The following is a 23,521-nucleotide window of genomic DNA, read 5'->3' on the forward strand; positions in this document are numbered from 1 at the left end:
GGGGGCGGCGCGATGACGTCGCCCGTCATCCTCGTCGACGCCGATGCCTGTCCGGTAAAGGACGAAATCTACCGTGTCGCCTGGCGGCACGAGGTTGCGGTCAAGGTCGTCAGCAACAGCCGGCTGCGCGTACCCGACCATCCGCTGATCGAACGCATCACCGTGTCCGACGGCTTCGACGCCGCCGACGACTGGATCGCCGAGGCGGCGACGCCGCGCAGCATCGTCGTCACGTCGGACATATTGCTCGCCGACCGGGCGCTGAAGGCGGGAGCGATCGTGCTCGCGCCGACGGGCAAGCCCTTCACGCTCGCATCGATCGGCCCGGCGATCGCGACGCGCGCGATCATGGCCGATCTGCGATCGGGGATGGGCGACGGCATGGGCGGGCCGCCGCCTTTCTCGAAAGCCGATCGTTCGGCCTTCCTGCAGGCGCTCGACACCGCGCTGGTGAAGCTCAAACGCGGCTAATTCGCGGCTAGGGTTCGCCGGCGAAGAAGAATCCGAAGATTTTCCTTCTTCCTTTCCAAAGCGTTGTGAACATTTTTCGGGGCCAGTGATGTGCGTCACGGCCGGCCGGCGCGCGCGCCGCCATAAGCCGGCCATCGGGAACGCCCCGAGCCAGTTTTGAAACACGACACCCAAGTTCGACCCCGTTCGAAAGGACTATAAGATGACCAAGACCCTGATCCTCGCCCCTGTTCTCGCGCTCACCGTCGCCCTCTCGGCGACCCCGGCGATGGCGCAGTCGGCGCAGCCCGCCGCCGGCGGCATGACGATTTCGAACGGCCCCGTGAACGCGCTGATCGGCCTGCTGCTCCCCGCGGTGCAGAAGGTCCGCGAAGCCGCCGCCCGCATCCGGTGACACCCCCAGGACCCGGCCGGCAATTGGGCCGGCCGGGGGCGGGCCGTCACCAGAATATTTTCGTCCCCGGATCGGCCCTCCGCCCGGTCCGGGTCCAAGGAAGCCCTTCCGCCGATGCGACCCCGGCGGGAGGGCTTTTCCTTTCGAGGCCTCGCTCGACCCGGTCCGTTCCCGTCTGTTCCCCGGCCTCGCGAGGTTCGAGGCCGGAGAAGCGAAGCGCTTCGCGCGGCGCGAGGAGCATGGGGTCGTGGTCGTCAATGTGGCGGGGTGGGCGTTTGTTGGGGAACCTGTCGCGGTTGCTGGCGACCGATCGCGGCATAAATCCTCCCTGTGGCGCAGCCATGGGGAGGGGGACCGCCGCGAAGCGGTGGTGGAGGGGCCGCGGCCTTGCGTCAGCCTTTGTCCGCGTCAGCCNCCATCGCTGCGCGACAGGGAGGAGCGGCAAGGTCCGCTTCCCATCCCAATGCCGCTGTTGACCCCGCCGGCTTGACCCTCGCCGTCAACGCTATCATTCTCGGCCCATGCCCCGGCTCTACACCAGCTTCGCGACCTTCTGGCCCTTTTACCTGCGCGAGCACAGCAAGGCGTCGACGCGCGCGCTCCATTATGTCGGGACCAGCCTGGTCGTGCTGATCGCGATCGCCGCGGTCGTCACCGGGCGCTGGATGGGGCTGGTCGCGCTGCCGCTTGCGGGCTATTTCTTTGCGTGGGTGGCGCACTATGGGGTCGAGAAGAACCGGCCGGCGACCTTCACCTATCCGTTGTGGAGCCTCGCCGCCGATTTCCGGATGTGGGCGCTGTGGCTGACCGGACGATTGGGACCCGAACTCGACAAGGCGGGGGTGGTACGGGGGCGCCGCTGAAGCTTCATCATCTTATAATCGCGGACGATCTTGCGGTTGCGGAGGCTTGGGCGCATCGTCGCTGCGGGTCGCGCGATATCGGCAGGGAGATTCCGGATGGACAAGAGTGTGAAGGGTGTGATCGCCGCGGCGCTGGGCACATTGCTGCTCGCCGGCTGCGGCGGCGGCGCGAAAGAGGATGCCACGGGGGGCGGCGAGGCGAAGGCGGCCGCGGTGGACGGCTGGGATGCGAGCGATGCCTGCGCGCTGCTCGACAAGGCGGCGGTGGGCGACGCGCTCAAGGACAAGGTCACCGAAACGAGCCTTGGCCTCGTCAACAAGGCCGAGGGCGCCAATGCCGCGACGTCGGAATGCACCTATCGCCTGGCAAGCGGCGGCAGCGCGACGCTGATGACGCGCAAATCGCCGATCGCCGACAATACGCCCGAGGCGATCGCGCTGGCGAAATCGACGACCGCGAAAACGATGGCGGCCTTTTCGGACAAGAAGATCGAGGATGTGCCGGGGCTGGGCAAGGGCGCCTTTTTCGTGCCCGGGATCAACCAGCTCAACGTCTTCCTCGACGACAGCCGCTTCGTCATCCTGACGGTCGGCAGCGCGCCGAACGACAGCGCCAGGGCGACGGCGGTATCGCTGGTCGGCAAGATCAAGCCATAGGCGCGCGGCGGGGGCGCCGCCGCTTCTTCGACGAAAAGGCGTGGCAGCGCGCGGGGGCGTGGCTTAAGCTGCTTAGCGTTCGGGCCGAACCCCCGAGTCCCGCCCCTTTTCCGTCCGACCAAGGAGACATGTCATGACCGTCAATCGCGCATCCGCCCGCTACGAAGGTTTCGGCAAGGAGGGCAAGGGGGCGATCACGACAAAATCGGGGGTGCTCGACAAGCAGCCCTATGGGTTCGGCACGCGCTTCGAAGGCGTGCCGGGGACCAATCCCGAGGAATTGATCGCGGCGGCGCATGCGGCGTGCTTCACCATGGCATTGTCGTTCGGGCTGGCGCGCGCGGGCTATAGCGGCGACAGCCTCGAGACGAGCGCCGCGGTGACGCTCGATCCGGTCGAGGGCGGGTTCGAGATTTCGAGTTCGGCGCTGACGCTGACTGCCAAGGTGCCGGGCATTTCGGCGGAGGAGTTCGCGAAAATCGCCAAAGAGGCCGAAATGAACTGCCCGGTGTCGAAGCTGCTCGATTGCGAGATCACGCTCGAACACAGCCTCGAAAACTAGGCGGCCCGCCGGATCGGCGGCAGTTCGTCGGCCATGAAGTCGAACAGCCCCTGCGCCGGCGGCGGCAGCGTCCAGCCCTGTAACCGGCGGTGGCGCCGATGCCCGACATGGCTTTCGATGAGGACGAGTTCGTGCGGGGTCCAGGCCCACGCGAGCGGGGCCGGATCGAATTCGGCCTTGCCGTAGCCGAGCGTGATATGCGGGCGTAGACCCGATTTTCGATGCAGGGGCGCGATGCCTTCGCGCGCGAGGCGAGCGATCACCGCTTCATATTGGGCGCGTATCGCCCCGATACCGCCCGCCGTGACGAGTTCGGCACCCGCCTCGCGCGCGACGATGCGGCCAAAGGGTATCGCGGCGGCGGCCGGCAAGCCGGCGGCCAAGGCACGCTCGACCTGCTGGCGCAAAAAGGGGTGCGGCAGCGCCGTTTCGGCGATCGTGCAGAGGGTCAGATGATAGCGATGCGGGCTGAGGCCGACGAACAGATCGCGCGAAACCGGCGGCAGATGCCGTGCGAGCCATCCGGCGCGGTCGGCGGCCACCTGGTAGCCCAGAAAATAGCGGAAATTGGGTGCCATGAGACGTCTCCGAATCGAATCAATGTTCTTATTATGTTCTCTACCTGCCGAAGAGTCGAATCCGGAATGCTTCGTCGACTTGCGCACGGCGCGGCGATAGGAGGGCGCACGCAATGACGGGAGTGACATGATGCGGCGTGGTCGGTGGGTGATGGCGGGGTTGATGCTCGGGCTGGCGGGATGCGGCGGCGCATCCGAGCCGCCGCCGGCGAACGGGAAGGCGGTGCTGCCCGATGGCCCGGTTGCCGAGACGACCGCGATCGATGCCGCGAGCCTGCCCGAAGGGGTGCGCGCCGCGGTGCTGTCGCGCGTGCCCGACATGACGATCGCGGGCGCGACGCGCAAGGCACGCGGCGGCATGGTCTTTTACGACGTCGAAGGATCGCGCGACGACGGCAGCGATATCGAAATCGACGTGATCGAGGAAAATGGCGCCTATCGCGTCGTCGAAATCCAGCGCGACATCGCCTGGTCCGACGTCCCCCCCGCGGTGCGCGCGGCGGCCGATGTCGCGCCCGATCGGTTCGCGCCGGCGCGGGTGATCGAAAGCACGCAGGCCGATGGCGGCGTGGTCTATGAACTGTTCGCGCCCGACGGCCCCGATGAACCCGCGGCCGAGATCGACTGGAAGAATGGCGAGGCGACACTGCGGAGCGAACGCAACGTCTATTGAGGCGGCGCGGCGGGTGTGGACGATTGTCAGCGCGCGGCTTTTGCGACACGGTGGTGCCGAAGGACGGGGCGATGAGCGGATATAAGATAAGCTTTGGCATCGGCGGGATGGAGCCGGCGGTCGCGCCGGCGGCGGATAGCGCGGCGCCGGTGATCGAATTCCTCTGCGATCCCGAACTTGCCGGCAAGATCCCGCCGCCCGAACGCGCGATCCGCTTTGCGCCCGACTGGTTCAAGCGGCTGAACCGCGAAATGGGCATGAGCTATGAAAACGGGCTGCCGGCGATGACCGCCAAGGCGTGCCTGCCGATGACCGACGCCTTTTCGCTGGGATTCGTGATTCCGCTGCCCTTCGACGTGCTGATCGTCGTGCCCGAGGACCGGGTGTCGATCCAGATGGGCTGGGCCGAGGGGGTGCCGTTTGCGCCGCTCGAACAGCATCATCCGGGCCAGATCGGGGCGCCCGAACCGCCGTTCGAAAGCGTGATGCCGCTGAAGTTCATCAATCCCTGGCGGATCAAGGTGCCGGGCGGCTATTCGGTGCTGTTCGTCCAGCCGCTGAGCCGCCCCGACCTGCCCTTCACCTGTTTTTCGGGCTTCGTCGACTGCGACCGTTTCGACACGACGGTGAACCTGCCCTTCGCCTGGACCGGGCCGGTCGGCGAGCATGTGCTGCCCGCGGGGACGCCGATCGCGCAGCTGATCCCGATCCGCCGCGATACCCTGATCAAACAGGATCGTGCGCGTGCCTCGACGGCCGAGGAACTCGCCGAGCAGGCGGTGGCGCACGGCAAGAAATATGGCGAGCAATCGACCTATATGCGCGAATGGCGGGTCAAGAAATAGCGGCGCGATCGGCGCTTGATCTCAACCGGGGTTGAGCTTTCATAAGGCGGGTCCCCGATTCGCCGACCGGAGATTTTTCAATGCCCCATGATGTTCCAGCCGCCGTCGACCTGCCGCGTTACTGCGCGCGCATCGGCTATGCCGGCCCGCTCGTGCCGACATGGGAGGTGCTCGCGGCGCTGCAGGCGGCGCATATCGCGGCGATCCCGTTCGAGGCGCTCGACCCGCTGACCGGCAAGGGGGTCGACCTCGATCCCGCGGCGGTCGATGCCAAGCTGATCGATGGCGGGCGCGGCGGCTATTGTTTCGAACAGAACAGCCTGTTCCTGCGCGTGCTGCGCGCGATCGGTTTCGATGCCGAGGGCCGGATCGCGCGGGTGCGCTGGATGCTGCCCGACGACGCCCCGCCGACCCCGCGCACCCACCAGATGACGCGCGTGATGCTGGACGGGTAGGCGTGGCTGGTCGACGTCGGTTTCGGATCGGCGGTGCCGCTGGGGCCGCTCGCGATGGACACCGCAGAGGTCCAGCCGACGCCGCACGAGCGCTATCGCATCGCGGCGATGGGCGCGGTGTCGCGGCTCGAGGCCGACCTTGGCGGGACCTGGACCGCGCTCTACGACTTCGAGCATCATGCGCCGCCCGCGATCGATTATGAAGTCGGCAACTGGTACACCGCGACGCACCCGGCGTCGCATTTCACCCACCAGCTGATGGTCGCGCGAACGACGGTCGAGGCGCGTTACGCGCTGGGCAACAACCGGCTGACGATCCGCCGGCCGGGCCACGAGGCCGAGCAGCATATCCTGTCGGCGGACGGAATCGCGGCGGCGCTGTCGGAGCATTTCGGGCTGGCGGTCGAGCCGGGCTGGCGCGCGGCGATCGAGCGCGCGGCGGCGGTCGAAGTGGTCGAGCCGGCCTAGCCGCAGCCCGTCCCGTCCTGCCGCGCTGCCCAGCCGATCGCGCCGTCGAGCATGGCGAGGTGCGCGGGGTCGCTCCACGCCTCGGCCTGGTGGCCGAGCGCCGAATAGAAGATGCGCGCGCGACCTTCGCAGCGCCACCAGATCAGCGCGTGGCGGCCCATGCGATATTGGGGTTCGAGGCGGAGCGTCGCTTCGTCGAGCCGCGCGAGGATATGCGCGTCGGCGGCGGGTTCGGCGTCCCAGCTGTAATATTCGTCGGTCCAGCGCCAGCGCGCCGGCAGCGCGCGTGTCGCGGGGTGGGTGCGGTCGAGCGCCACGATGTCGGCGGCCTGGAACTGGTCGGCGCCGCCGGGGTGGCCAGTGAAATTACCGTTGCCGCGCATCCGCACGAACCAGCCCGGATGGCTGCCGTCGCCCGCGCTGTGCAGCCCGACGAAGCCGCCGCCGCGCGCGAGAAAGGCCTGGAAGGCGGCGCGCTGGTCGGGGGTGGTGATGTCGCCGCTGGCGTTGGCGAAGACGATGACGTCGAATTTCGCAAGGTCGCGCGGGTTGAACACCGCGGCATTTTCGGTCGCGAAGCTGCTCCAGCCGCGCGCCTTGGCGAGGCCTTCGATCGCGGGCACCGCCTCTGCGATGCTGTCGTGGCGATAGCCGTTGGTCTTGCTGACGATCAGCACCGCAGGGCGCGTGAGCTCGGGGACGGCGGGGGGCACGCTGTCGAGGGTCGGCGCCGGGCGGCGCGGGTCGGGGGCGGCAGGCGCGGCTTGCAGGACCAGCAGCAGCGCGGCGGCGAGCCAGGCGGCGATCATCGGCACTCTCCCGTATTTTTGCGCAGCTTACACGCTTTGGCGCGTGCGGCGAGGGGGCGCGGCGCGTGCATTGCTATTCATCGCGGCGCCGGGGCGGGGCCGGGCGTGCCAGATCGTGGAACCCGCCCGGCTTGACGCCGGGGTCTGGGTGGGGGATGCCGGGCCTAAGGGGGAGACTATCATGCTGAACGATCTGCCGGATATCTTGTTGCGGCATCGCCGCGCCGTGGGATTGGCGGCGATCCTGCTGTCGATCCTGACCTGGACGGTCGACCTGACCGACCTTGTCTATCACTGCCCCTATTGCCGGGTGCAGCGCACGATGATCGGCGTGCTGGGGCTGCTGCTGATCCTGCCCAACCCGGCGCATTGGCTGGTGCGATATTTGTCGGCGATCTTCGCTTTGTTCGGCCTCGCGGTCGCCTGCACGCAGCATTTTCGCGGCTGGGCGAAGATCATGGGCGGCGAATTCAGCTGGGGCGAGCAATGGTATGTCAACGCGTGGATGCTGTCGGGCTTCGCGATCTTCATCCTGACCGCGCTGCTGCTGCTGATCTGGCGCTGGCGGCCGGCGGTCGCCGTCGTGGACGAGAGCTGACCCCGCCTATTCGCGGTCGTCGCCCTCACGGTCGTCGCCCTCACGGTCGTCGCCCTCACGGTCGTCGGACGCGTCGAGCCGCACCGTCCAGCGCGGCGGGGCGCCGGGGTCGCGGATGATGTCGGGCGAAGGGACCATGTCGTCGCCGGTCTCGATCCAGCCGCGCCCGTCGCATTTGGGGCAGGCGTGGCGGATCGAGCGGTGGCTGACGAGGTCGATCTGCGTGTTCCACTGGCCGTAACCGGCGCAGACCGGGCACAGGTTGTCGAGGTCGCCGCTGCGGTGGCGCCGCGAAATCCCGTCGAGCGCGTGCGGGTCGGCGGGGCCGGCGCAATGGACGATGTTCGAGGGGTGCGACATGGGACAGCCTTTGCGTGGAGCGGCAAGGATAGGCTGCGGGGTGACGACTGGCAATTCCGGAAGGGTTCCCCCACTATCGGCCGTGTCATAAGATCGGCGGGGCGGGAGCAGGGGATATATGGCGAAAAGCACGGTTTCGATACCCGACGAATTGTCGCTTTCGGAATGCCGCGAGCGTATCAACGAGCTTGTCATCGAGATGAAGAAGCTGCGGACCGAGCAAGCGCAGGTTCGCGAACGAACCGGCGCGATTGACCGGCAAGCGAGCCTGATGGCGAGCGAGATCGCGCTGCTGGAACAGCGGCACGACAAGCTGACCGCCGAACCCTATGTCACCGACCACGCGGTGCTCCGCTACATCGAGCGCAAATATGGTTTCGATATCGACGCCATCCGCAAGGAAATGCTGACCCCGCAGGTCAAGGCAGCAATGAAGGTGGGCGCCAAGGGCATCAAGGTCGACGGCGGGACATTCAAGCTGAACGGGACGGCGATCGTGACCTACGTCCGGGCGAAGTAGGCGCCCCGTCGTGCAGGCATCGATCACCCTGCACCCTCGCCAAGCGGCCAGCGGCCATGTTCGACATGGGTGGTCTTGCCGACGATGCTTTCGGTCAGGATGATCTCGTCGACCGTCCAGCCGATCGGCGGCAACTTTAGCGCGCCCAATGTCTGAGACCCCAGCCGGTCGCCGCGATAGTTGATCGTGATGTGCGGTTCGGGGGTGGTGCCGTCCATGATCGGCGCCTTTTCGCGCAGCAGATGATTGACCAGCGCCTTCTGGAACGCCCGCGCCTCGGCCAGCGGCTCGCGGGTGCGCAGCGTCACCGCCTTGCGGTTCTCGATCCGGTCGAAGTGGAGCGGGAAGGGGGCCGCGGCGAAGCCGTCCAGCGCGGCGATGGTCGCGGGCAGCCACTCGGGCGGCGCATAGTGCAGGTCGTAGAGCGAGATGAGCGTGACATGGAGGAGGTCGGGGCCGCGTCCGGGATCGTTGCGCGGCAGCGCGGCGATCGCCGCCTGCACCTCCGGCGGCGGCTTGGCCATGACGTAGAGGGGGTTTCGGGCGCGCATGGGTGGGAGTGTAGCATGGGGTGGGGGTGAGGCCGACTGCTGGCTGGCGGTACGGCCTGAAACTTGAGTACCTAGAAAAATGCCACCGCACTTTCTCTACTAGGACGAAGTTGTCTAGCGCCGAATTTAGATTACAATGCAGCTTCGAGCGTATCATAATCTAATGATGAGACACATTTAACAAACTTCTTGAAGGACCTGCATCGCTCGTAGAGCGATTTGATGTCTATCATTTTGGTTAGAAGATGTTGATCGGAGCTTTCGCTGTATCCATCCGGGAGAAGCGCCCGAAGCTTCCCCTTTGCGTCCCTTATTGCACTATTGTTCATGTGGCAGCATGAGGTATCCAAGTCAGAAAGGCTGGCATCGTTTTCTGATATTTTATCTAAGCTATATAGTAACCAAGATTCGTATTCTCTTATACAGAATGCGATCAGAATTTCTATCCCATGCAACGCTTCGAGGGCGGCTACCCGTTCTAGAATGATGGCGCGCTCTTCAACAGGGCATCCGTCGTCCAAATCGACAACAAAGACGACCCTCGTGCAATCCTCCCGACTGGCGGCGAGGGTGGTCCATCTTTCGAGGCCGCCGGGCTTTCTAATTGAGCCCCAGCCGCCGCAACGAATTGGTTTAGTGACAAAAAGTGGCATTCCGAGCCACGCGCCAATCTTACCGACCAAGTGTGGAAAGGCGGCCACATCCCCTTGGCCCTCCACAACCAGCACCGTCTCAGGCAATTTCGATTTCCTCGGCTAAGAGCACATCGCCCAACGTCATCAAGCCGCTCTGCACCACCTTCTTCTGCCTTTCAGACACTGGACCGCAAATGGTAGAGGAGCCGTTATACTCAACTGCTACGACAGAAGAAATATCAAATAAGTCCATAAATGTGGCGCTGTGAGTTGTCACAAAAACTTGAGTATTTTTATTTCTGCTAACAAAATCAACAATAGCATCTCGGATAACTATCAAAAGGGCCGGATGTATCATTTGCTCTGGCTCTTCAATTATTATCTTTGAGGGGGCGTGCGGCTGAAAGAATGCTGTTAGTATCCCTAGTATACGTAGTGTCCCGTCCGAAATTTGGGACATATTCAAATCGTGACCACCTTTTTGCCCGTCCTCCCTCACGGAAAACACTGGCACATAATATCCGGCGGCTGATCTAACTAATACGTTTTCCAGCTGCGGCATCACAACCCGAAGAGCTTTTATAATTTTTCGTCGGTTGTCTGCTGGAAGTTGCTTGAGTATCGATGCGATGTTTCCCCCATCATGGTGAAGATCTCGCGCTCTAGAGACCACCTGTGGTGCTCTGATTGTATTGGGGAATATACTAAAAGTAGCGACGGAACGAAGCTCAGCAATTAGGCTCCCAACTATCCAAGATATCTTTGATAGCTCTCGGATTCTGGAGGACAAAATGGACACCGAGCCATCTATTTTTATAGATCGTATAGCATCAAAATCGATGTCCTTATCACTATAGCTAGATATTATCCCAATATTTCCGGATTTGTCTCGTATGATATTAGTTATGAATGGACCACTGTTGAACATGTCCTTCCCGTGCCATTCAATAACTTCTTCCCAAATCTTGTATGAATTTCTTGATGAAGAAAATGTTAGTTTATACAGTCCGTATCCGTCTGAGTTGCTAATGCGAACTTGCAAAGATACGTTATACGGTTTGAATTTTGTCCACTGACGAACACTATCTGAACCGTGGCGCCGAGTTATGGCGTAATCAATATCTTCGCTAACAATGTCATTTAGGAAAGATATGGAATCAACAATATTGCTTTTTCCGCTACCATTCTTACCAACAAATACATTGATATTATCCAGCTTTAGCTTGGCATCGCCGATGGACTTGTAGTGACTTACCTCAAGTTCTGTGATCATGCTGTTGTCCAAAATTGAAGCTAGAGCGCCAACGCCGCTTGAGTCGCTCAGCTATTGGAACACGTAAATTCCACTGGGTCTACTGCGCTCTGATGCGATATCTTAAAGTGTGGCTCAATCATGCTCCCTGCCACCCGCGCCCATATAAAGCTCGCTCCCCGTTTCCTTGAACAGCTCGCTCATCTCGGCCATGCCTGCCTCGACTTCGCTCGGCACAAGCTTTTCGGCTTCCTCGGCGGCGAGGAAGTTTTCGGCGGGCTGGTTCTGCTTGGCCGCGAACTCGCGCACTTCCTGGCTGATCTTCATCGAGCAGAATTTCGGGCCGCACATGCTGCAGAAATGGGCGGTCTTAGCGCCCTCGGCCGGCAAGGTCTGATCGTGGTACTGCTCCGCCGTATCGGGGTCGAGCGACAGGTTGAACTGGTCGCGCCAGCGGAATTCGAAGCGCGCTTTCGATAGCGCGTCGTCGCGGACCTGTGCGGCAGGGTGGCCCTTGGCGAGGTCGGCGGCGTGGGCGGCGAGCTTGTAGGTGACGACGCCGACCTTCACATCGTCGCGGTCGGGCAGGCCGAGATGCTCCTTGGGGGTGACGTAGCAAAGCATCGCGGTGCCATACCAGCCGATCTGCGCGGCGCCGATGCCGCTGGTGATATGGTCGTAACCCGGCGCGATGTCGGTGGTGAGCGGCCCGAGCGTGTAGAAGGGCGCCTCGCCGCACGCTTCGAGCTGCTTTTCCATATTCTCCTTGATCTTGTGCATCGGGACGTGGCCCGGCCCCTCGATCATCACCTGCACATCCTGCGCCCAGGCGCGCTTGGTGAGCTCGCCGAGCGTGTAGAGCTCGGCGAATTGCGCCTCGTCGTTCGCGTCATAGATGCTGCCGGGGCGGAGGCCGTCGCCGAGGCTGTAGGCGACGTCATAGGCCTTCATGATCTCGGTAATCTCGTCGAAGCGTTCGTAGAGGAAGCTTTCCTTGTGATGCGCGAGGCACCATTTCGCCATGATGCTGCCGCCGCGCGACACGATGCCGGTCATGCGCTTGGCCGCAAGGGGCACGTAAGGCAGGCGGACCCCGGCGTGGATGGTGAAATAGTCGACGCCCTGTTCGGCCTGTTCGATCAACGTGTCGGCGAAGATTTCCCAGGTCAGGTCCTCGGCGATGCCGCCGACTTTCTCGAGCGCCTGATAGATGGGGACGGTGCCGATCGGGACGGGCGAATTGCGGATGATCCATTCGCGCGTGTCGTGGATGTTGCGCCCCGTGGACAGGTCCATGACGGTGTCGGCGCCCCAGCGGATCGACCAGACCATCTTGTCGACCTCGGCCGCGACGTCGGATGCGACCGCGCTGTTGCCGATATTGGCGTTGATCTTGACGAGGAAGTTGCGGCCGATCGCCATCGGCTCGCTTTCGGGGTGGTTGATGTTGCTGGGGATGATCGCGCGGCCGCGCGCGACCTCGTCGCGGACGAATTCGGGGGTGACGTAATCGGGGATGCTGGCGCCGAAGCTTTCGCCGTCGCGCTTATATTCGGCGAGGCGCGCGCGGCCGAGATTTTCGCGCTCGGCGACATATTCCATCTCGGGGGTGATGATGCCGCGGCGGGCATAGTGCATCTGGCTGACGTTCTGCCCCGGCTTGGCGCGGAGGACCTGGCGGCGGACGTTGGGGAAGGCGGGGACTCCTCCAGAGCGATCCGGGCCGAGCTGGCCGTTATCCTCGGGGCGCACCTCGCGCTGGGTGACCTCCTCGACGTCGCCGCGGCCGCGGATCCAGTCGGCGCGGATCTCGGGCAGGCCGGCGTTGATGTCGATCGTGGCATTGGCGTCGGTGTAGGGGCCCGACGTGTCATAGACGCGGACGGGGGGCTCGCCCGAATGCGGGTCGAGGTCGATCTCGCGCATCGCGACGCGGATGCCGCTGCCGGTCTGGGTCGCGACGTGGATCTTGCGGCTGCCGCGGATCGGGCCGGTGGTGACGCCGATAGGTGTGGGGGTTTCGAATTTCGCGTCGATGTCGGCCATGTGCAGTCGCTCCGTTGTGATCGGAGCGAGAACGGATTCCGCGAGTGGAACGCCGACCCTCCCTCCGCCCGTATTACCGGGATCAGGTTCGACGGGTCGCGGGATGTTCCGCTCTCAACCTGTTGCTGCACACAGGCTCCCCGGGGATGGCGCGGTTATAGGTCCCGGCCGGGCGATTGCCAACAACGGAAAAGGGCGGCGGACAGATTGATCCGAAACCGAGCGGTCATCTTGTTGGCGGCGGCGCGAGGTGGGACATTCGCGCCGAGGCATTTCTCGGGGGAGGGCGCGCGATGGAAGCGGAAGAACGGTCGAAACGGCTGATGGCGGGTGCGGCGCGGCTGCTCGTCGCGGCGCTGCTCGCCTACATGTTCGTCATCGTGCTGATGACGGCGTCGGCGCAGTCCGAGGTCGGGGTGCGGCTGAAGGCCGCCAAGGTCGACAATGTCGATTATGCCTCGGGCTATGCGCTGCTCGCCGACGCCGACGGAAAGCGGAAGGCGGCGGCGAAGAAGCGTGCCGAACGCGAGAGGCTGGCCATCGAATTTCGCAAGAGCGAGAAGGCCTATATTGCGGCCAACGATCATTATTTCGGGCTTGAGGAGCCGCTCCAATCGGTGCTCACCGAGCTCGCGAGGGCTGGTATATGCGACATCACGCGCGGCGACAAATTGAGCGTTTCGGCCGTGCGCATGGCTCTGACCCGGATGGAGAGCTGCGCGAACGAGCCGGGTGTGTCGCCGGCGTTGCGGCGTGAAGCCGAGCTGGTGTTGAAGGGCAAGGAGGCGTTGCTGGCGGCGAGCAAGACATGGCTCGAAACAAGGGTCGCGCGCGACGACGCTATGAAGGCGCTGGAGGAGGTCGATCAATATCTCGGCCGCGCCGACAAGGCCGAGGAGGCGGTCAAGGCGCTGCGCGCGCCCTTCTCCTCGATCGCGGTGCTGCGCGATTCGCTTATGCTCGGCGGCGGCCTGTTGGTGCCCTTGCCGCCCTCGCTGTTGCAGATCATCCTGTCCTTTTTTTCGGGCCTGTTCGGGGCGCTGCTGGTGACCTTGGTGCTGGCGGTCTATCCCAACAACGACCTTGGCATTACGACGCCCGGCGGCAATTATGGCGAGCGCATCCTGCTGGGCGGGCTGATCGCGGTGTGCGTGTTCGTCGTCGTCGGTGGCGGCGCCGCGGTGCTCGGGTCGACCAACAGCTTCGCTGACGGCACCGCCAACTACCAGGCGTTCAGCGCGATTGGGGTGCTCGCGGGCATGTTCTCCGACCGGGTCGCCAAATGGCTTTCGGACCGCGCGACGCATTTTTACGGCGACAAGGCCAAGGTGGAGGCCGAAGCCGCGGCGCAGGCCAAGGCGGCTGCGGACGCCGCGGCGCAGGCCAATCCCGAGGCGGCTGCCGACGCGAACGCCGATGCGGCCAATGCGCCGGGCGCTGCGCCGCCCTAGCGCAGCCCGCCCAGTTCGACGCTCCGCCCGTCGCAGCCATAATGGACCCAAGGCGGGAAGCGGGTCGCCTGGGGCTCGATCGTCCAGCCGTGGCCATAATGGTCGATGCGGAATTTGAGGCCGCCGACCATGACCTCGGCGCCGTCGGCGATGACGATGGTCGCGTCGGGGGCGTTCGCGGCGCCATAATAGCCGTTGCCGGTCATCGAAACGGGATGCGGGGGGCCGGGGACGAGGCGGTAGACGCTTGTCCCGTCGGCACCCGCGACGAAGCTGCTCGTGGGGGCGCCCGCGGGATCGTAGCGGTCCTGATCCTGAAAGGCGTGGGCGATGCGCAGGCGGACGATGGTCCCCGCCGCGACGGGACCATCGACATAGGCGGTGACCTCGCGGTGGACATAGCGGCGGCTGGCGGCGAGGCCGAGCGGGTCGGCGACGAGCGACTGCGGCACGGCGAGGGTTTCGGAGCGTATGAGCCGCCGCGTCGGGACATGCATTGCGCTGTCCCCCGCGAAGATATCGATCCGCTCATAGGCGCCGTCGCCGTCCATGTCGGCGAGGCAGGGCTGGACATAGGCGCCGGGGCCGCGCCGTTCGGGATCGGGGATTAGGCCGAAGGGCGGCCGCGCGAGTGGCAGGCAGAGTTCGCCCGGCGCGCGCCCATGGTCGGGATCGAGCGGGGTGCCCGCCGGATAGACGAGGCGCTCGGGGCCGGGGACGCGCAGCGCGCTGCCGAGCAGCCAGCCCTCGGTCGCGATCTGCACGACCTCGTGCGCGACGGGCATATGGTCGGCAATCGGAATCGGGTCGCGGGCGATGTCGACGATCGGGAGCGGCGCGATGTGGATGCCGTTTTCGCGGGCGTCGTCGCATGCTTCGGGCGCGGCGGCGGGCTGGGCGGCGCCGATGAGCAGCGGGACGGCGAAGGCGAGGGGCAGGCGCTGGCGCATCGCCGCCCTGCTATCGTCTTGCGGTGCCCGATGCTGTGCCTGCCGTCACATGTCAGCCGGCCGGCGCTGAGCCCGGTGCCCAGCCCGTCGGGGCCAGCGTGAAGCCGGCGAAGTCGAAGCCGGGGACGACGAGGCAGCTGACCAGCGCCCAGCCGTGCGGGGCGAAAGCGGCCTGCCAGTGGTGCGCGGGGATGCGGATCTGTGGTTGTTCGCCCGCGAGCGGGTCGGGGCCGAGGCGGTGGAGGGCGGGGGTGTCGGCGTCGGTCGCGGCGAGCGACAGGGTGAGCGACGATCCCGCATGCCACAGCCAGATTTCCTCGGCATCGACCTTGTGCCAGTGCGAGCTTTGTCCGGCTTCGAGGAGGAAATGGATCGCGCTGCCGCTCGCGCGTCCGTCGGGACCCGGCGGGCCGCGCCATGTCTCGCGGTACCAGCCGCCCTCGGGATGCAGGGCGAGGTTGAGCTTGGCGATAAGGGCGCGGGGGTCGGTCATCATGTCTCCGTCAAATATTCGGTCGTCTTCGTCGTGCCTTTGTGCCTCTGTGTGAGACAAGGATAATCTCACACAAAGGCACAAAGGCACNNNCGAAACGGGCCGCGACCGTGGGTGTGCTGGACTCGTTCGGCAAGCGTGGCATAGTCGCCTTCGCGAGACCCGCGCCGAGCGGGCGGCGGGAGCTGGTGCGATGATTGGCTTGTCGAAACCCGGTGTCAGGTGGCGCGTGCTGGCTCCGGTCACCGCGCTCGCGATGGCATCGCTCGCCGTGCCGTCGTCGGCGATCGTTGCGACGCCCGCGCCGCGGGTGTGCGCGGCCTTTTCGAGCGCCGATGCGGTGGTTGTCGGCCATCTCTCCGATGAGCGGGTCGGCTGGGATTGGGTGAGCTGGGCGCTGCGCGTCGAGCGGCGCTACAAGGGGTCGGTCCCGGCACGCGTCCGCATTTATACGCCGAACGACAGCGGGCGCGGGACGCCCGACGATGGACGGCGCAACATCCTGTTCCTGACGCGCGAGAACGGTCGGTTGACGATCGGCGGGAGCGATCCGAATGGCGGGGGCGCGGCGGTCGAAGCCGAGGTGCGCGCGCTCGCCGCGAAGCCGCGGCGCGGCCCCGGCACGATCGCGCTGCTCGTCGCGAACGAACAGGGCGATGCGATGCGCGGGGTTCGCGTGCGGCTGCGTCATGCGGGCGGCGAGCGCGAGCGGACCGTGCGCACCGATGCGGCGGGCAAGGCGCTGCTCCGCGCCGCGCCGGGGCGATGGACCGCGGAGGTTGCCGACCCCGGCTGGACGAGCCGCTTCAGCCTCTACACCTATCAGCGCGCCGACGGTTTCGACCTGGCGCCGGGCGGATGCGCCGACTTGCGGTTGGAGTCGATACGGTTAGGGTCGGACCGAAAAACATAAAGGGAGAGAGATATGGCTTCGGTACTCGAAGACGCGCGGGCGATCGCGCCGGTCGATGTCAGCGACCTCGCGCTCTATACGGACGACACATGGCGCGAGCCCTTTGCCCATTTGCGCGCCGCGATGCCGGTGAGTTGGTGTCCCGACAGTCCCTATGGCGGTTACTGGTCGGTGGTCAGCCATGCGCTGGTGCAGGCGGTCGAGCTCAACCCGACGGTCTTTTCCTCGTCGTGGGAGAATGGCAATATCGTCATCGCCGACCCGCCGCCGCAATCGAACCTGCCCAACTTCATCGCCGCCGACCCGCCGGTTCACACCGCGCAGCGCAAGGTGATCGCCCCCGCCTTCAACCCGAGCCAGATGGCCGAACGCGAGAAGGTGGTGCGCCAGCGCACGCGCGAATTGTTCGACGCGCTGCCGGTGGGCGAGACGTTCGACTGGGTCGAAAGCGTGTCGGTGCCGCTGACGATCGGGATGTTGTGCATATTGTTCGATTTCCCGTGGGAAGAGCGGCACGACCTCAAGCGCTGGTCGGACTATGGCGGCAATGTCTCGCCCGAGACCGCGACCGAGGAATATCGCGCGCAGTGGATGGCCGAGATGACCGCGATGCTCGCGCGCTTCGACGCCGAATTCGCCAAGCGCAAGGCGATGCCGCCGAGCGACGATTTGCTGTCGCGGATGGTGCACAGCGAGGCGATGGGCAGCCTGAACCCGATGGAGCGGCTCGCCAATATCGCGCTGCTGATCGTCGGCGGCAACGACACGACGCGCAATTCGATGAGCGGGCTGGTCGAGGCGCTGGATCGTTATCCGGGCGAGCTCGACCGGCTGCGCGCCGACGCGTCGCTGATCCCCAATGCGGCGCAGGAGATCATCCGCTGGCAATCGCCGGTGACGCATATGCGGCGCACCTGCACCGAAGATGTCGAGCTGGGCGGGCAGCAGCTTCGCAAGGGCGAGAAGGTCATCCTCTGGTACATCTCGGCGAACCGCGACGAGAGCGTGTTTCCCGACGCCGAGCGCTTCGACGTGCGCCGCGACAATGCGCGGCGGCATGTCGCGTTCGGGCACGGCATCCATCGTTGCGTGGGGGCGCGGCTCGCCGAGATCCAGCTCTGCACGCTGATCGAGGAGATCGTCGACCGCGGTATCCGGATCGAGCCGCAGGGCGAGGCCGAGCGGCTGGCGAGCCCCTTCCTGCACGGATTCGTCCATATGCCGGTGCGGATCGTGCCCGGCTGAGGCATCACTTTCCAGGTTGGAAAATTATAACTTGCCGAATCGGAAAGTGATGCCTATTGCTTTCCGTATTGGAAAGTGAAGGAGGCGTGTGATGAACCCGATCGAAGCCCAGGCGGCGCTCGACTCGATGGCCGAGGCGCGGCGCGAACTGGCGCGCAGCGGGCCGAAATACCCGTTGTGGCGGCACGCCGCCTTTGCCGCGGTGATGGCGGCGCTGGTGCTGGGGCAGGGCGTTGGCCAACCATGGTCGTTGCTTTTGCTGGTGTTCCCGATGGCGGCGGTCGCCTGGCTCGTCACCGACGATCGCAAACGGTACGGCATTTTCGTCAACGGCTATCGCAAGGGTCGCACGTTGTCGGTCACGACCCTGCTGCTCGTGCTGATGCTCGGCGCGATGGGCGGCGAGATTTACGCGCGATCCTATGGTCTCGGCTTGCTCGTGAAGTTGGGGATCGCGGGCTTCGCCTTTGTCGTGGCGCTGGCGATGAGCCTGTGGTGGACGCGCGTCTATGACCGCGAACTGTTGAAGGGCGCGTGACGATGGACGGCATCGACATGCTGCTGCACGCGCCGGCGCGGCTGCAGATCGCGGCGTTGCTCAGCACGGTCAGCGACATGGAATTCGCCAGGTTGCGCGAACTGGTCAAGGTCAGCGATTCGGTGCTGTCGAAGCATCTCTCGGCGCTGAGCGATGCCGGCTATGTCCGGCTGAAGAAGGCGTCCGAGGGCGGGCGGCAACGCACTTGGGCCTCGCTGACCCGCGAAGGCGGAAAGGCGCTGGACCGCCACGTCGCGGCGCTGCGCGCGATCGTCGCCCATTTGCCGGCGGCCGCCGACTAGCCGCCGCCGGCTCCATTGCAGGATTGTAATGTTACGGACGCGCTGCCGCCATGATGGCTGTGCGATAGATGCCACCCTCTCCACAGGATGAAGGAAGGCTTATCATGCAGATGACCAAACTCGCGGCAATCGGTGCGGCAGCCCTGTTGGCGCTGTCGGGCACGGCCGCAACCGCGCAGAATGCGACACCTTTTTGCTCGAAGTCGGTGACCGACAATTGCATGCAACGCGAAGGCCATGCCGTCGCCGCGCATCGCGCGCCGGCGAGGCATCATGCCGCAGCCAAGCATCGCGTCGCGGCGAAGCATCACGCCGTGAAGCACCACGCCGCGAAGCATCATGTCGCGAAACATCGCGTTGCCGCGAAGCATAGCGCCGCGCCGCATCGCGCGGTCGCGGCAAAGGCCGCGCCGGCGCCCGCGCACAAGATGTGACCGCCGCCCGCGCGCCGCCGATCGAGCGGCGCGCGGGTCGCGTCGCGATCACGCCGCGGCGACGCTTTCGCGCGCGCCCGCCTGCCAGCGGGCGGCGGCCGCGGCGACGCGCCGGCCGAGCGAATGGGCGGTGGCGCGGTCGCCGGCTTTGGGGGTGACCTCGGCGCTGTCGTTCGCCGCCTGCGCCATTGCGCCGAGGAAGCTGCCGAGGCGGTTTTCGACGTCGGTCGCGGCGCTGGTGTCGTCGTTGTTGCCGGGATTCTGGCCGGTGCCGATCCACAGCATCGCATGCTGCGCCGCAAAGATGGCGAGGGTGGTCAGCGTGTTGAGCTTGTCGCCCGAGGGCGAACCCGACACGGTGAAGGCGGCGGCGAGCTTGTCCTTCCACTGCTTGGTGAAATAGACAGCGGCGCTGGCGTCCATGAACGCCTTCATCGGCGCCGAAACGGTGCCCATATAGGTCGGGGTGCCGAAGACGAGCGCGTCCGATTCGGCGGCGACGGCGAAAAATTCGTCGAAGTTCGTCTGGCCGAGCTCGATCGCGAGCAGCACCGGGGTGGCGCCCGCGGCTTCGACCCCGCGTGCGACGTCGGCGGCGAGAACCGCAGTGTGGCCGAAGCCCGAATGATGGATGATCGCTACCTGGGTCATGTCTGTCGTCCTTTGCTGATGCCGGGGAGGGTCCGGGCGGCTTGCGCAACGGGAGATGATGGGGTAGGAACCAAAAGTGAAGTACGCACCTTGAGGTAACTGCCAAAATGACTGTTCCGGACTGGGTAGGCAAAGTCGATCCGTGCGACGCGAATTGCCCGTCGCGCGAGATTCTCGACCTCGTCGGCGACCGCTGGAGCCTGCTGATCCTGTTGGTGATCGCGCAGGGCCACACCCGCAACGGCGAGCTGAAACGGCGGGTCGGCGGGATCAGCCAGAAGATGCTGACGCAGACGTTGCGGGCGTTGGAGGCCAATGGGCTGGTCGAGCGGCACGATTTCATGACGGTGCCGCCGCATGTCGAATATCATCTGACCCCGCTCGGAGTGTCGCTCGGCGACGCGATGACGCCCTTTTTCGAATGGATCGAGCGCCAGTTCGGCGCGGTGCAGGCGGCGCGCGCGGCGTTCGCGGCGCGGCTGGCGGTGGCGGCATGACCCGGCCCGACCTGTCCGATGCCGACGCGCGCGCCGCCTATCGCAGCGAATTGCGCGGCATCGCCCGCGCCCCGCGCATGCTGGGCCTGATCTTCGTCTTCGCCTCGCTGGGGTTATGGGCCTGGCCGCAGAACGGCGGGCCGCTGGTGCTGGGGCCGCTGCCGACCGAGACCTGGGGATGGATCTGCCTCGGCATCGGCTGGGCGGTGCTATTGTGGGTGATCGTCGCGCGCACGCGCCACAACAAGGAACGGTTGGGCGGCCCCGACGCCTAGCGCAGGAACGGCCCGCGCGCCCGCACCCGTGCCTGTCGGGCGGGGACCCCGGCCAGTTCGCGAAATTCGCGCGCCATATGCGCCTGGTCGGCGAACCCACCGTCGGCGGCGTGGCCCGCGAGGCTCGTTTCGCCGGGGAGCGTCTCGAAGGCTTTCTGGAAGCGCAGCAGGCGCAGATAGGCGCGCGGGGGCACCCCGACATGCGCCGCGAACCAGCGCTGGAGCGCGCGCGGCGCCATGCCGGTGGCGGCGCCCATCGCGGCGACGGTCGGCGCGCCGACGATGGCGAGGCCGAGGACGCCAAGGTCTGTGGCGGCGGACAATCGCCGCTCGATGGCCTCAAAATCGGCGGCGGGACAGGCTTGCCACCGGCCGGTGATCTCGGCGAGCGGGGCGCCGCCGAGCGCGGTCCAGGCCCAGGGCCAGAGCCGTAGCGCCTCGAAAGCGGCGTCGCCGCTGATCGTGAACGCCTGCGGCCGGTCGACGAGCCCAACAACGAAATCCGCCGGCTGGTCGCCGTCCCAACGCGACCGGCCATGGGTGCGGCGGATCAGCTCGATGCAGCCGTCGGGGGTCGCCTGCTGGGCGATCCACGCGTCGGGGTCGCCGCCGCCCGCGAGCGTCCAGCGTGCCTTGACCAGCCCGGCGAGCGTGGGGGGCGGGGCGAACTCGCGATAGTCCATGCGCGCTTTAGACGCTTTTTGTCGCATCGGTTCAAGACGCGCGGCGGCGGCGGCGGCAGACGGGGCCGGCGCCGAGTTGCGGCGGGGAGGAAGCGATGATGAAAAGCATGACGGCGGCGATGGCGGCGATGTTGCTGATGGCGGCGGCCCCGGGTTCGGCCCCGGCCGCCACGGTCGGCGATCTCGCCTGGATGGCGGGGGCGTGGGTCAGCGACGCGGGCGATGAATGGAGCGAGGAAAGCTGGTCGGACCCGCGCGGCGGGGTCATGATCGGCCACAGCCTGTCGGGGGCGGGCGACAAGGCGCAGGCGTTCGAATTCCTGATGCTGCAGCCGGGCACCGACGGCACGCCGACCTATATCGCGCGGCCCGGTGGCGGCCCGGCGGTGGCGTTCGCGCTGGCCGAGCATGGCGCGGCGCATGCGACCTTCGAAAATGCCGCGCATGATTATCCGCAGCGCATCACCTATGCGCGCGACGGCGAAACGCTGACCGCGACGATCTCGCTGATCGACGGGTCGAAGGCGATGCGCTGGACCTACAGGCGGCGCTAGGCCGTCCGGCGCGCCAGATAGACCCCTGCGACCATCAGTCCGATGCCGGCGACGCGCTTCAGGTCGATCGCCGAGCGCATCGCGCCGAACAGGCCGAAATGGTCGATCGTCGCGGCGCTGACCAGCTGGCCGACGAGGACGAAGAAGATCGCGTTGCCGACCCCGAATTTGGGCGCGATGAAGGTCACCGCGATCACATAGAAAGCGACGAACAGCCCGCCGAAGTAGAATTGCGGCGGGATATCCGACGTGAAGCGGATCTGCCCGACCGAGCCGGTCATCAACGCGCCCGCGGTCGCGATCAGGAAGGCGAGGCCGAACAGGATCATCGACGCCGCCATCGGGCTGCCGAGCCGCGTGCCGAGCCCGCCGTTGAGCGCGGCGAGGATCGGGATGCCGACGCCGGTGAGCAGCATGATCAGCGCGAAGGCGGGGGCGCTGTTGTTCGCGGTCATGGCTTGGCCGCCTTCGCCGCCTGCGCGGCGCGGTAGTCGCGGACGGGCAGGCCGCCGATGCCCCAATTTTCGAGCTCGACCTCGTCGATCGTGACGACGGTGGTCGCGGGGTTTTTGTCGAGGACGCGCTGGAGCAGGTCGGTTACGCCGGCGATCAGTTCGGCTTTCTGTTCGGGCGTCGCGCCCTCGCGGGTGATCTTGATGTTCACAGTGGGCATGGCGTCTTCCTTTCAGGCGAACGGGGTCGCGAACTCGATACGGAGTCCGCCGGGCATCGCACAGATGAAATGATGCGTCGCCGCGCCTGCGCGGATCGGTTCGGGGTCGAATTCGATCCGGACGCCGGGATGGCCCTCGACGCGTGCGAAGACGGTGCGCAGCGTGGGCAGATCGGCGACCTGCAGCGCGAGATGGTGCAGGCCGACATTGGCGCGGCGGTCGAAGGGGGGCGTCGATGCGGGGTCCGCGACCTGCCACAGGGTGAGCAAGATGGTGCCGTCGGAGACGAAGATCGCGGGATAGTCGGGGCGTTCGGCGGCGACCGTGAAGCCGAGCGCGTCGACGAAGAAGTCGCGCGCCGCGGCGACGTCGCGCACCGCGAGGCCGATATGGTGGGCGCCCCGGGTGAGCGGGCGCGGCGAGGCTGTCGTCATTGTTCTTCCTTTGCGGAGCGAAGCGCGGCGATTTCGGCGCGCAGCTGGTTGAGTTCGGCGGCCATCGGCTGGATCGCCGCCGAAATTTCGGCCTCGGTGAAGCGCGGGGTGATATGCTGCGAGCAATTCCATTCCCAGCCGACGACGTCGATCAGGAAGGCGCGCTCGGGCACCGCGCGATAGCCCGTGGGCATCAGCGATGTGACCAGTTCGGGATCGTCGGCCAACTCGACGCTGTGCGCATGACCGATCAGTTTCAGCCGGTCCTTGTTCGGATAGTCCATCAGGAACAGCGAGACGCGGTCGTCGTGCAGCAGATTGGCGGTGCTGATATATTGCTTGTTGCCGCGATAGTCGGCGAAGCCGACCCGGTTGCCTTCGATATGCCGCAGGAAACCGGCGGGGCCGCCGCGATGCTGCATATAGGGCCAGCCGTCGGCGGTGACGCTGGCCATGTAGAAGCTGTCGCGCAGCGCCATGAAGGAGATTTCCTTGTCGGTCAGCGCATCGGGCGTGCCGTCGGCGCCGGCGTCGAGCTTGGCATAGGCGGCGCGAGAGCCGTGGATTTCCTGCAGCTTGCGGACGTCTTCGTTGAAGAGGGTGGTCCGGTAATTGCGTGCCATCGGTCGCCTCCTTTCGCCGCGCCGATCTAGGTCATTGCCCGAATGGCGATAATCGGCGAAGATTGCA

33 protein-coding genes, 1 pseudogene and 1 riboswitch are annotated in these 23,521 nt (G+C 65.8%); of the genes and pseudogenes, 19 read left to right on the top strand and 15 right to left on the bottom strand.

The window, feature by feature from the left end; genetic code table 11:
* Window positions 1-12 precede the first annotated feature (12 nt).
* From ASD67_RS01845 to ASD67_RS01865, 5 genes are all read left to right on the top strand, one after another.
* Window positions 13-471 carry a YaiI/YqxD family protein gene (locus tag ASD67_RS01845; protein WP_056342381.1) on the top strand — a complete coding sequence of 153 codons (459 nt, stop codon included), beginning with the start codon at window positions 13-15 and terminating at the stop codon, window positions 469-471.
* 202 nt (window positions 472-673) lie between these two features.
* Window positions 674-865 (top strand): hypothetical protein, encoded by a 192-nt coding sequence (locus tag ASD67_RS01850; protein WP_056342384.1) that lies wholly within the window; start codon window positions 674-676, stop codon window positions 863-865.
* A gap of 521 nt (window positions 866-1,386) precedes the next feature.
* The gene (locus ASD67_RS01855; RefSeq protein WP_056342387.1) at window positions 1,387-1,728 is read left to right on the top strand and encodes a DUF962 domain-containing protein; all 342 of its coding nucleotides are present in this window, start codon (window positions 1,387-1,389) and stop codon (window positions 1,726-1,728) included.
* A gap of 96 nt (window positions 1,729-1,824) precedes the next feature.
* The gene (locus tag ASD67_RS01860) at window positions 1,825-2,385 is read left to right on the top strand and encodes a hypothetical protein (protein WP_056342390.1); all 561 of its coding nucleotides are present in this window, start codon (window positions 1,825-1,827) and stop codon (window positions 2,383-2,385) included.
* 133 nt (window positions 2,386-2,518) lie between these two features.
* The gene (locus ASD67_RS01865) at window positions 2,519-2,947 is read left to right on the top strand and encodes an OsmC family protein (RefSeq protein ID WP_056342393.1); all 429 of its coding nucleotides are present in this window, start codon (window positions 2,519-2,521) and stop codon (window positions 2,945-2,947) included.
* Here ASD67_RS01865 and ASD67_RS01870 read toward each other — a convergent pair.
* On the bottom strand, window positions 2,944-3,525 hold the full coding sequence (locus ASD67_RS01870; RefSeq protein WP_056342395.1) for a hypothetical protein: 582 nt from the start codon (window positions 3,523-3,525) through the stop codon (window positions 2,944-2,946). The two genes, ASD67_RS01865 and ASD67_RS01870, sit on opposite strands and share 4 nt — an antisense overlap.
* A gap of 130 nt (window positions 3,526-3,655) precedes the next feature.
* On the opposite strand from ASD67_RS01870, the gene ASD67_RS01875 reads away from it, so the two are divergent.
* The 3 genes and pseudogenes from ASD67_RS01875 (at window position 3,656) to ASD67_RS23555 (ending at window position 5,966) form a co-directional block, all read left to right on the top strand.
* The gene (locus ASD67_RS01875) at window positions 3,656-4,198 is read left to right on the top strand and encodes a hypothetical protein (protein ID WP_200937967.1); all 543 of its coding nucleotides are present in this window, start codon (window positions 3,656-3,658) and stop codon (window positions 4,196-4,198) included.
* 71 nt (window positions 4,199-4,269) lie between these two features.
* Window positions 4,270-5,043, top strand: a complete 774-nt coding sequence (locus tag ASD67_RS01880) for a hypothetical protein (RefSeq protein WP_056342399.1) — start codon at window positions 4,270-4,272, stop codon at window positions 5,041-5,043.
* 80 nt (window positions 5,044-5,123) lie between these two features.
* A pseudogene (locus tag ASD67_RS23555) lies at window positions 5,124-5,966 on the top strand (arylamine N-acetyltransferase family protein).
* On the opposite strand, the gene ASD67_RS01890 reads toward ASD67_RS23555, so the two are convergent.
* Window positions 5,963-6,775, bottom strand: a complete 813-nt coding sequence (locus ASD67_RS01890) for a ThuA domain-containing protein (protein WP_056342402.1) — start codon at window positions 6,773-6,775, stop codon at window positions 5,963-5,965. The pseudogene ASD67_RS23555 and the gene ASD67_RS01890 sit on opposite strands and share 4 nt — an antisense overlap.
* A gap of 181 nt (window positions 6,776-6,956) precedes the next feature.
* Here ASD67_RS01890 and ASD67_RS01895 point away from each other — a divergent pair, with 181 nt between their 5' ends.
* Window positions 6,957-7,373 (top strand): hypothetical protein, encoded by a 417-nt coding sequence (locus ASD67_RS01895; protein ID WP_056342405.1) that lies wholly within the window; start codon window positions 6,957-6,959, stop codon window positions 7,371-7,373.
* Between the two features lie 6 nt (window positions 7,374-7,379).
* Here the strand turns inward: ASD67_RS01895 and ASD67_RS01900 are convergent, their stop codons facing one another.
* Window positions 7,380-7,733, bottom strand: a complete 354-nt coding sequence (locus ASD67_RS01900) for a hypothetical protein (RefSeq protein ID WP_056342409.1) — start codon at window positions 7,731-7,733, stop codon at window positions 7,380-7,382.
* 118 nt (window positions 7,734-7,851) lie between these two features.
* Between ASD67_RS01900 and ASD67_RS01905 the strand changes: the two genes are divergently transcribed.
* Window positions 7,852-8,253 carry a hypothetical protein gene (locus tag ASD67_RS01905; protein ID WP_056342412.1) on the top strand — a complete coding sequence of 134 codons (402 nt, stop codon included), beginning with the start codon at window positions 7,852-7,854 and terminating at the stop codon, window positions 8,251-8,253.
* 23 nt (window positions 8,254-8,276) lie between these two features.
* Here ASD67_RS01905 and ASD67_RS01910 read toward each other — a convergent pair whose 3' ends face one another.
* From ASD67_RS01910 to thiC, 4 genes are all read right to left on the bottom strand, one after another.
* A complete protein-coding gene (locus ASD67_RS01910; protein WP_082544766.1) occupies window positions 8,277-8,804 on the bottom strand; it encodes a 2'-5' RNA ligase family protein in 528 nt (175 codons plus the stop codon).
* 131 nt (window positions 8,805-8,935) lie between these two features.
* A complete protein-coding gene (locus ASD67_RS22515; protein WP_082544767.1) occupies window positions 8,936-9,544 on the bottom strand; it encodes a DUF4276 family protein in 609 nt (202 codons plus the stop codon).
* The gene (locus ASD67_RS22520) at window positions 9,537-10,712 is read right to left on the bottom strand and encodes an AAA family ATPase (protein ID WP_156377530.1); all 1,176 of its coding nucleotides are present in this window, start codon (window positions 10,710-10,712) and stop codon (window positions 9,537-9,539) included. The genes ASD67_RS22515 and ASD67_RS22520 overlap by 8 nt, the downstream gene beginning before the upstream one ends.
* A 114-nt stretch (window positions 10,713-10,826) precedes the next feature.
* Window positions 10,827-12,737, bottom strand: a complete 1,911-nt coding sequence (gene thiC / locus ASD67_RS01915) for a phosphomethylpyrimidine synthase ThiC (RefSeq protein ID WP_056342418.1) — start codon at window positions 12,735-12,737, stop codon at window positions 10,827-10,829.
* Window positions 12,738-12,779: 42 nt separating this feature from the next.
* Window positions 12,780-12,890: riboswitch (TPP riboswitch) on the bottom strand.
* Between the two features lie 140 nt (window positions 12,891-13,030).
* On the opposite strand from thiC, the gene ASD67_RS01920 reads away from it, so the two are divergent.
* Window positions 13,031-14,188 (top strand): hypothetical protein, encoded by a 1,158-nt coding sequence (locus ASD67_RS01920; RefSeq protein ID WP_056342420.1) that lies wholly within the window; start codon window positions 13,031-13,033, stop codon window positions 14,186-14,188.
* Here the strand turns inward: ASD67_RS01920 and ASD67_RS01925 are convergent.
* Together ASD67_RS01925 and ASD67_RS01930 are read right to left on the bottom strand one after the other, a co-directional pair.
* Window positions 14,185-15,138, bottom strand: coding sequence for a hypothetical protein (locus tag ASD67_RS01925; protein ID WP_056342422.1), 954 nt, complete (start codon window positions 15,136-15,138; stop codon window positions 14,185-14,187). The two genes, ASD67_RS01920 and ASD67_RS01925, sit on opposite strands and share 4 nt — an antisense overlap.
* Before the next feature lie 52 nt (window positions 15,139-15,190).
* Complete coding sequence (locus tag ASD67_RS01930) at window positions 15,191-15,631, bottom strand: cupin domain-containing protein (RefSeq protein WP_056342929.1); 441 nt, start codon at window positions 15,629-15,631, stop codon at window positions 15,191-15,193.
* A 193-nt stretch (window positions 15,632-15,824) separates the two neighbouring features.
* Between ASD67_RS01930 and ASD67_RS01935 the strand changes: the two genes are divergently transcribed.
* The 5 genes from ASD67_RS01935 (at window position 15,825) to ASD67_RS01955 (ending at window position 19,063) form a co-directional block, all read left to right on the top strand.
* Entirely contained in the window at window positions 15,825-16,544 is a 720-nt protein-coding gene (locus ASD67_RS01935) for a carboxypeptidase-like regulatory domain-containing protein (RefSeq protein WP_056342424.1), read from the top strand.
* A 12-nt stretch (window positions 16,545-16,556) separates the two neighbouring features.
* A complete protein-coding gene (locus ASD67_RS01940) occupies window positions 16,557-17,789 on the top strand; it encodes a cytochrome P450 (protein WP_056342426.1) in 1,233 nt (410 codons plus the stop codon).
* Between the two features lie 91 nt (window positions 17,790-17,880).
* A complete protein-coding gene (locus tag ASD67_RS01945) occupies window positions 17,881-18,327 on the top strand; it encodes a hypothetical protein (RefSeq protein ID WP_056342429.1) in 447 nt (148 codons plus the stop codon).
* A 2-nt stretch (window positions 18,328-18,329) separates the two neighbouring features.
* Window positions 18,330-18,629 (top strand): transcriptional regulator, encoded by a 300-nt coding sequence (locus ASD67_RS01950; RefSeq protein WP_056342434.1) that lies wholly within the window; start codon window positions 18,330-18,332, stop codon window positions 18,627-18,629.
* 104 nt (window positions 18,630-18,733) lie between these two features.
* Window positions 18,734-19,063 (top strand): hypothetical protein, encoded by a 330-nt coding sequence (locus ASD67_RS01955; RefSeq protein WP_056342437.1) that lies wholly within the window; start codon window positions 18,734-18,736, stop codon window positions 19,061-19,063.
* A 48-nt stretch (window positions 19,064-19,111) separates the two neighbouring features.
* On the opposite strand, the gene ASD67_RS01960 is transcribed toward ASD67_RS01955, so the two are convergent.
* On the bottom strand, window positions 19,112-19,714 hold the full coding sequence (locus ASD67_RS01960) for a flavodoxin family protein (RefSeq protein ID WP_056342439.1): 603 nt from the start codon (window positions 19,712-19,714) through the stop codon (window positions 19,112-19,114).
* 107 nt (window positions 19,715-19,821) lie between these two features.
* On the opposite strand from ASD67_RS01960, the gene ASD67_RS01965 reads away from it, so the two are divergent.
* Window positions 19,822-20,211, top strand: a complete 390-nt coding sequence (locus ASD67_RS01965) for a winged helix-turn-helix transcriptional regulator (protein ID WP_056342442.1) — start codon at window positions 19,822-19,824, stop codon at window positions 20,209-20,211.
* Window positions 20,208-20,486, top strand: coding sequence for a hypothetical protein (locus ASD67_RS01970; protein ID WP_056342444.1), 279 nt, complete (start codon window positions 20,208-20,210; stop codon window positions 20,484-20,486). Before ASD67_RS01965 ends, ASD67_RS01970 begins: the two co-directional genes overlap by 4 nt.
* Here the strand turns inward: ASD67_RS01970 and ASD67_RS01975 are convergent.
* The gene (locus ASD67_RS01975; protein WP_056342448.1) at window positions 20,483-21,169 is read right to left on the bottom strand and encodes a helix-turn-helix domain-containing protein; all 687 of its coding nucleotides are present in this window, start codon (window positions 21,167-21,169) and stop codon (window positions 20,483-20,485) included. The two genes, ASD67_RS01970 and ASD67_RS01975, sit on opposite strands and share 4 nt — an antisense overlap.
* 98 nt (window positions 21,170-21,267) lie before the next feature.
* Between ASD67_RS01975 and ASD67_RS01980 the strand changes: the two genes are divergently transcribed.
* Window positions 21,268-21,723 carry a DUF6265 family protein gene (locus ASD67_RS01980; RefSeq protein WP_235535532.1) on the top strand — a complete coding sequence of 152 codons (456 nt, stop codon included), beginning with the start codon at window positions 21,268-21,270 and terminating at the stop codon, window positions 21,721-21,723.
* On the opposite strand, the gene ASD67_RS01985 is transcribed toward ASD67_RS01980, so the two are convergent.
* The 4 genes from ASD67_RS01985 to ASD67_RS02000 are packed head-to-tail and all read right to left on the bottom strand — an operon-like array spanning window position 21,720 to window position 23,454.
* Window positions 21,720-22,178: a DMT family transporter gene (locus tag ASD67_RS01985; RefSeq protein WP_056342451.1), complete on the bottom strand. Its 459-nt coding sequence runs from the start codon at window positions 22,176-22,178 to the stop codon at window positions 21,720-21,722. The two genes, ASD67_RS01980 and ASD67_RS01985, sit on opposite strands and share 4 nt — an antisense overlap.
* The gene (locus ASD67_RS01990; RefSeq protein ID WP_056342454.1) at window positions 22,175-22,396 is read right to left on the bottom strand and encodes a tautomerase family protein; all 222 of its coding nucleotides are present in this window, start codon (window positions 22,394-22,396) and stop codon (window positions 22,175-22,177) included. The genes ASD67_RS01985 and ASD67_RS01990 overlap by 4 nt, the downstream gene beginning before the upstream one ends.
* Before the next feature lie 12 nt (window positions 22,397-22,408).
* Window positions 22,409-22,831, bottom strand: coding sequence for a VOC family protein (locus ASD67_RS01995; RefSeq protein WP_056342457.1), 423 nt, complete (start codon window positions 22,829-22,831; stop codon window positions 22,409-22,411).
* Window positions 22,828-23,454: a pyridoxamine 5'-phosphate oxidase family protein gene (locus ASD67_RS02000; protein ID WP_056342461.1), complete on the bottom strand. Its 627-nt coding sequence runs from the start codon at window positions 23,452-23,454 to the stop codon at window positions 22,828-22,830. The genes ASD67_RS01995 and ASD67_RS02000 overlap by 4 nt, the downstream gene beginning before the upstream one ends.
* Window positions 23,455-23,521 lie beyond the last annotated feature (67 nt).

Origin of the sequence: Sphingopyxis sp. Root1497 (assembly GCF_001427085.1) — a bacterium.
In the GTDB taxonomy this organism is placed as follows: Bacteria; Pseudomonadota; Alphaproteobacteria; order Sphingomonadales; family Sphingomonadaceae; genus Sphingopyxis.

Excerpts from the sequence above, each read along its gene's own strand:
- ASD67_RS01845 (WP_056342381.1), top strand. The coding sequence starts at position 13 with ATGACGTCGCCCGTCATCCTCGTCGACGCCGATGCCTGTCCGGTAAAG.
- ASD67_RS01850 (WP_056342384.1), top strand. The coding sequence starts at position 674 with ATGACCAAGACCCTGATCCTCGCCCCTGTTCTCGCGCTCACCGTCGCC.
- ASD67_RS01855 (WP_056342387.1), top strand. The coding sequence starts at position 1,387 with ATGCCCCGGCTCTACACCAGCTTCGCGACCTTCTGGCCCTTTTACCTG.
- ASD67_RS01860 (WP_056342390.1), top strand. The coding sequence starts at position 1,825 with ATGGACAAGAGTGTGAAGGGTGTGATCGCCGCGGCGCTGGGCACATTG.
- ASD67_RS01865 (WP_056342393.1), top strand. The coding sequence starts at position 2,519 with ATGACCGTCAATCGCGCATCCGCCCGCTACGAAGGTTTCGGCAAGGAG.
- ASD67_RS01870 (WP_056342395.1), bottom strand. The coding sequence starts at position 3,525 with ATGGCACCCAATTTCCGCTATTTTCTGGGCTACCAGGTGGCCGCCGAC.
- ASD67_RS01875 (WP_200937967.1), top strand. The coding sequence starts at position 3,656 with ATGCGGCGTGGTCGGTGGGTGATGGCGGGGTTGATGCTCGGGCTGGCG.
- ASD67_RS01880 (WP_056342399.1), top strand. The coding sequence starts at position 4,270 with ATGAGCGGATATAAGATAAGCTTTGGCATCGGCGGGATGGAGCCGGCG.
- ASD67_RS01890 (WP_056342402.1), bottom strand. The coding sequence starts at position 6,775 with ATGATCGCCGCCTGGCTCGCCGCCGCGCTGCTGCTGGTCCTGCAAGCC.
- ASD67_RS01895 (WP_056342405.1), top strand. The coding sequence starts at position 6,957 with ATGCTGAACGATCTGCCGGATATCTTGTTGCGGCATCGCCGCGCCGTG.
- ASD67_RS01900 (WP_056342409.1), bottom strand. The coding sequence starts at position 7,733 with ATGTCGCACCCCTCGAACATCGTCCATTGCGCCGGCCCCGCCGACCCG.
- ASD67_RS01905 (WP_056342412.1), top strand. The coding sequence starts at position 7,852 with ATGGCGAAAAGCACGGTTTCGATACCCGACGAATTGTCGCTTTCGGAA.
- ASD67_RS01910 (WP_082544766.1), bottom strand. The coding sequence starts at position 8,804 with ATGCGCGCCCGAAACCCCCTCTACGTCATGGCCAAGCCGCCGCCGGAG.
- ASD67_RS22520 (WP_156377530.1), bottom strand. The coding sequence starts at position 10,712 with ATGATCACAGAACTTGAGGTAAGTCACTACAAGTCCATCGGCGATGCC.
- thiC (WP_056342418.1), bottom strand. The coding sequence starts at position 12,737 with ATGGCCGACATCGACGCGAAATTCGAAACCCCCACACCTATCGGCGTC.
- ASD67_RS01920 (WP_056342420.1), top strand. The coding sequence starts at position 13,031 with ATGGAAGCGGAAGAACGGTCGAAACGGCTGATGGCGGGTGCGGCGCGG.
- ASD67_RS01925 (WP_056342422.1), bottom strand. The coding sequence starts at position 15,138 with ATGCGCCAGCGCCTGCCCCTCGCCTTCGCCGTCCCGCTGCTCATCGGC.
- ASD67_RS01930 (WP_056342929.1), bottom strand. The coding sequence starts at position 15,631 with ATGACCGACCCCCGCGCCCTTATCGCCAAGCTCAACCTCGCCCTGCAT.
- ASD67_RS01935 (WP_056342424.1), top strand. The coding sequence starts at position 15,825 with ATGATTGGCTTGTCGAAACCCGGTGTCAGGTGGCGCGTGCTGGCTCCG.
- ASD67_RS01940 (WP_056342426.1), top strand. The coding sequence starts at position 16,557 with ATGGCTTCGGTACTCGAAGACGCGCGGGCGATCGCGCCGGTCGATGTC.
- ASD67_RS01945 (WP_056342429.1), top strand. The coding sequence starts at position 17,881 with ATGAACCCGATCGAAGCCCAGGCGGCGCTCGACTCGATGGCCGAGGCG.
- ASD67_RS01950 (WP_056342434.1), top strand. The coding sequence starts at position 18,330 with ATGGACGGCATCGACATGCTGCTGCACGCGCCGGCGCGGCTGCAGATC.
- ASD67_RS01955 (WP_056342437.1), top strand. The coding sequence starts at position 18,734 with ATGCAGATGACCAAACTCGCGGCAATCGGTGCGGCAGCCCTGTTGGCG.
- ASD67_RS01960 (WP_056342439.1), bottom strand. The coding sequence starts at position 19,714 with ATGACCCAGGTAGCGATCATCCATCATTCGGGCTTCGGCCACACTGCG.
- ASD67_RS01965 (WP_056342442.1), top strand. The coding sequence starts at position 19,822 with ATGACTGTTCCGGACTGGGTAGGCAAAGTCGATCCGTGCGACGCGAAT.
- ASD67_RS01970 (WP_056342444.1), top strand. The coding sequence starts at position 20,208 with ATGACCCGGCCCGACCTGTCCGATGCCGACGCGCGCGCCGCCTATCGC.
- ASD67_RS01975 (WP_056342448.1), bottom strand. The coding sequence starts at position 21,169 with ATGGACTATCGCGAGTTCGCCCCGCCCCCCACGCTCGCCGGGCTGGTC.
- ASD67_RS01980 (WP_235535532.1), top strand. The coding sequence starts at position 21,268 with ATGAAAAGCATGACGGCGGCGATGGCGGCGATGTTGCTGATGGCGGCG.
- ASD67_RS01985 (WP_056342451.1), bottom strand. The coding sequence starts at position 22,178 with ATGACCGCGAACAACAGCGCCCCCGCCTTCGCGCTGATCATGCTGCTC.
- ASD67_RS01990 (WP_056342454.1), bottom strand. The coding sequence starts at position 22,396 with ATGCCCACTGTGAACATCAAGATCACCCGCGAGGGCGCGACGCCCGAA.
- ASD67_RS01995 (WP_056342457.1), bottom strand. The coding sequence starts at position 22,831 with ATGACGACAGCCTCGCCGCGCCCGCTCACCCGGGGCGCCCACCATATC.
- ASD67_RS02000 (WP_056342461.1), bottom strand. The coding sequence starts at position 23,454 with ATGGCACGCAATTACCGGACCACCCTCTTCAACGAAGACGTCCGCAAG.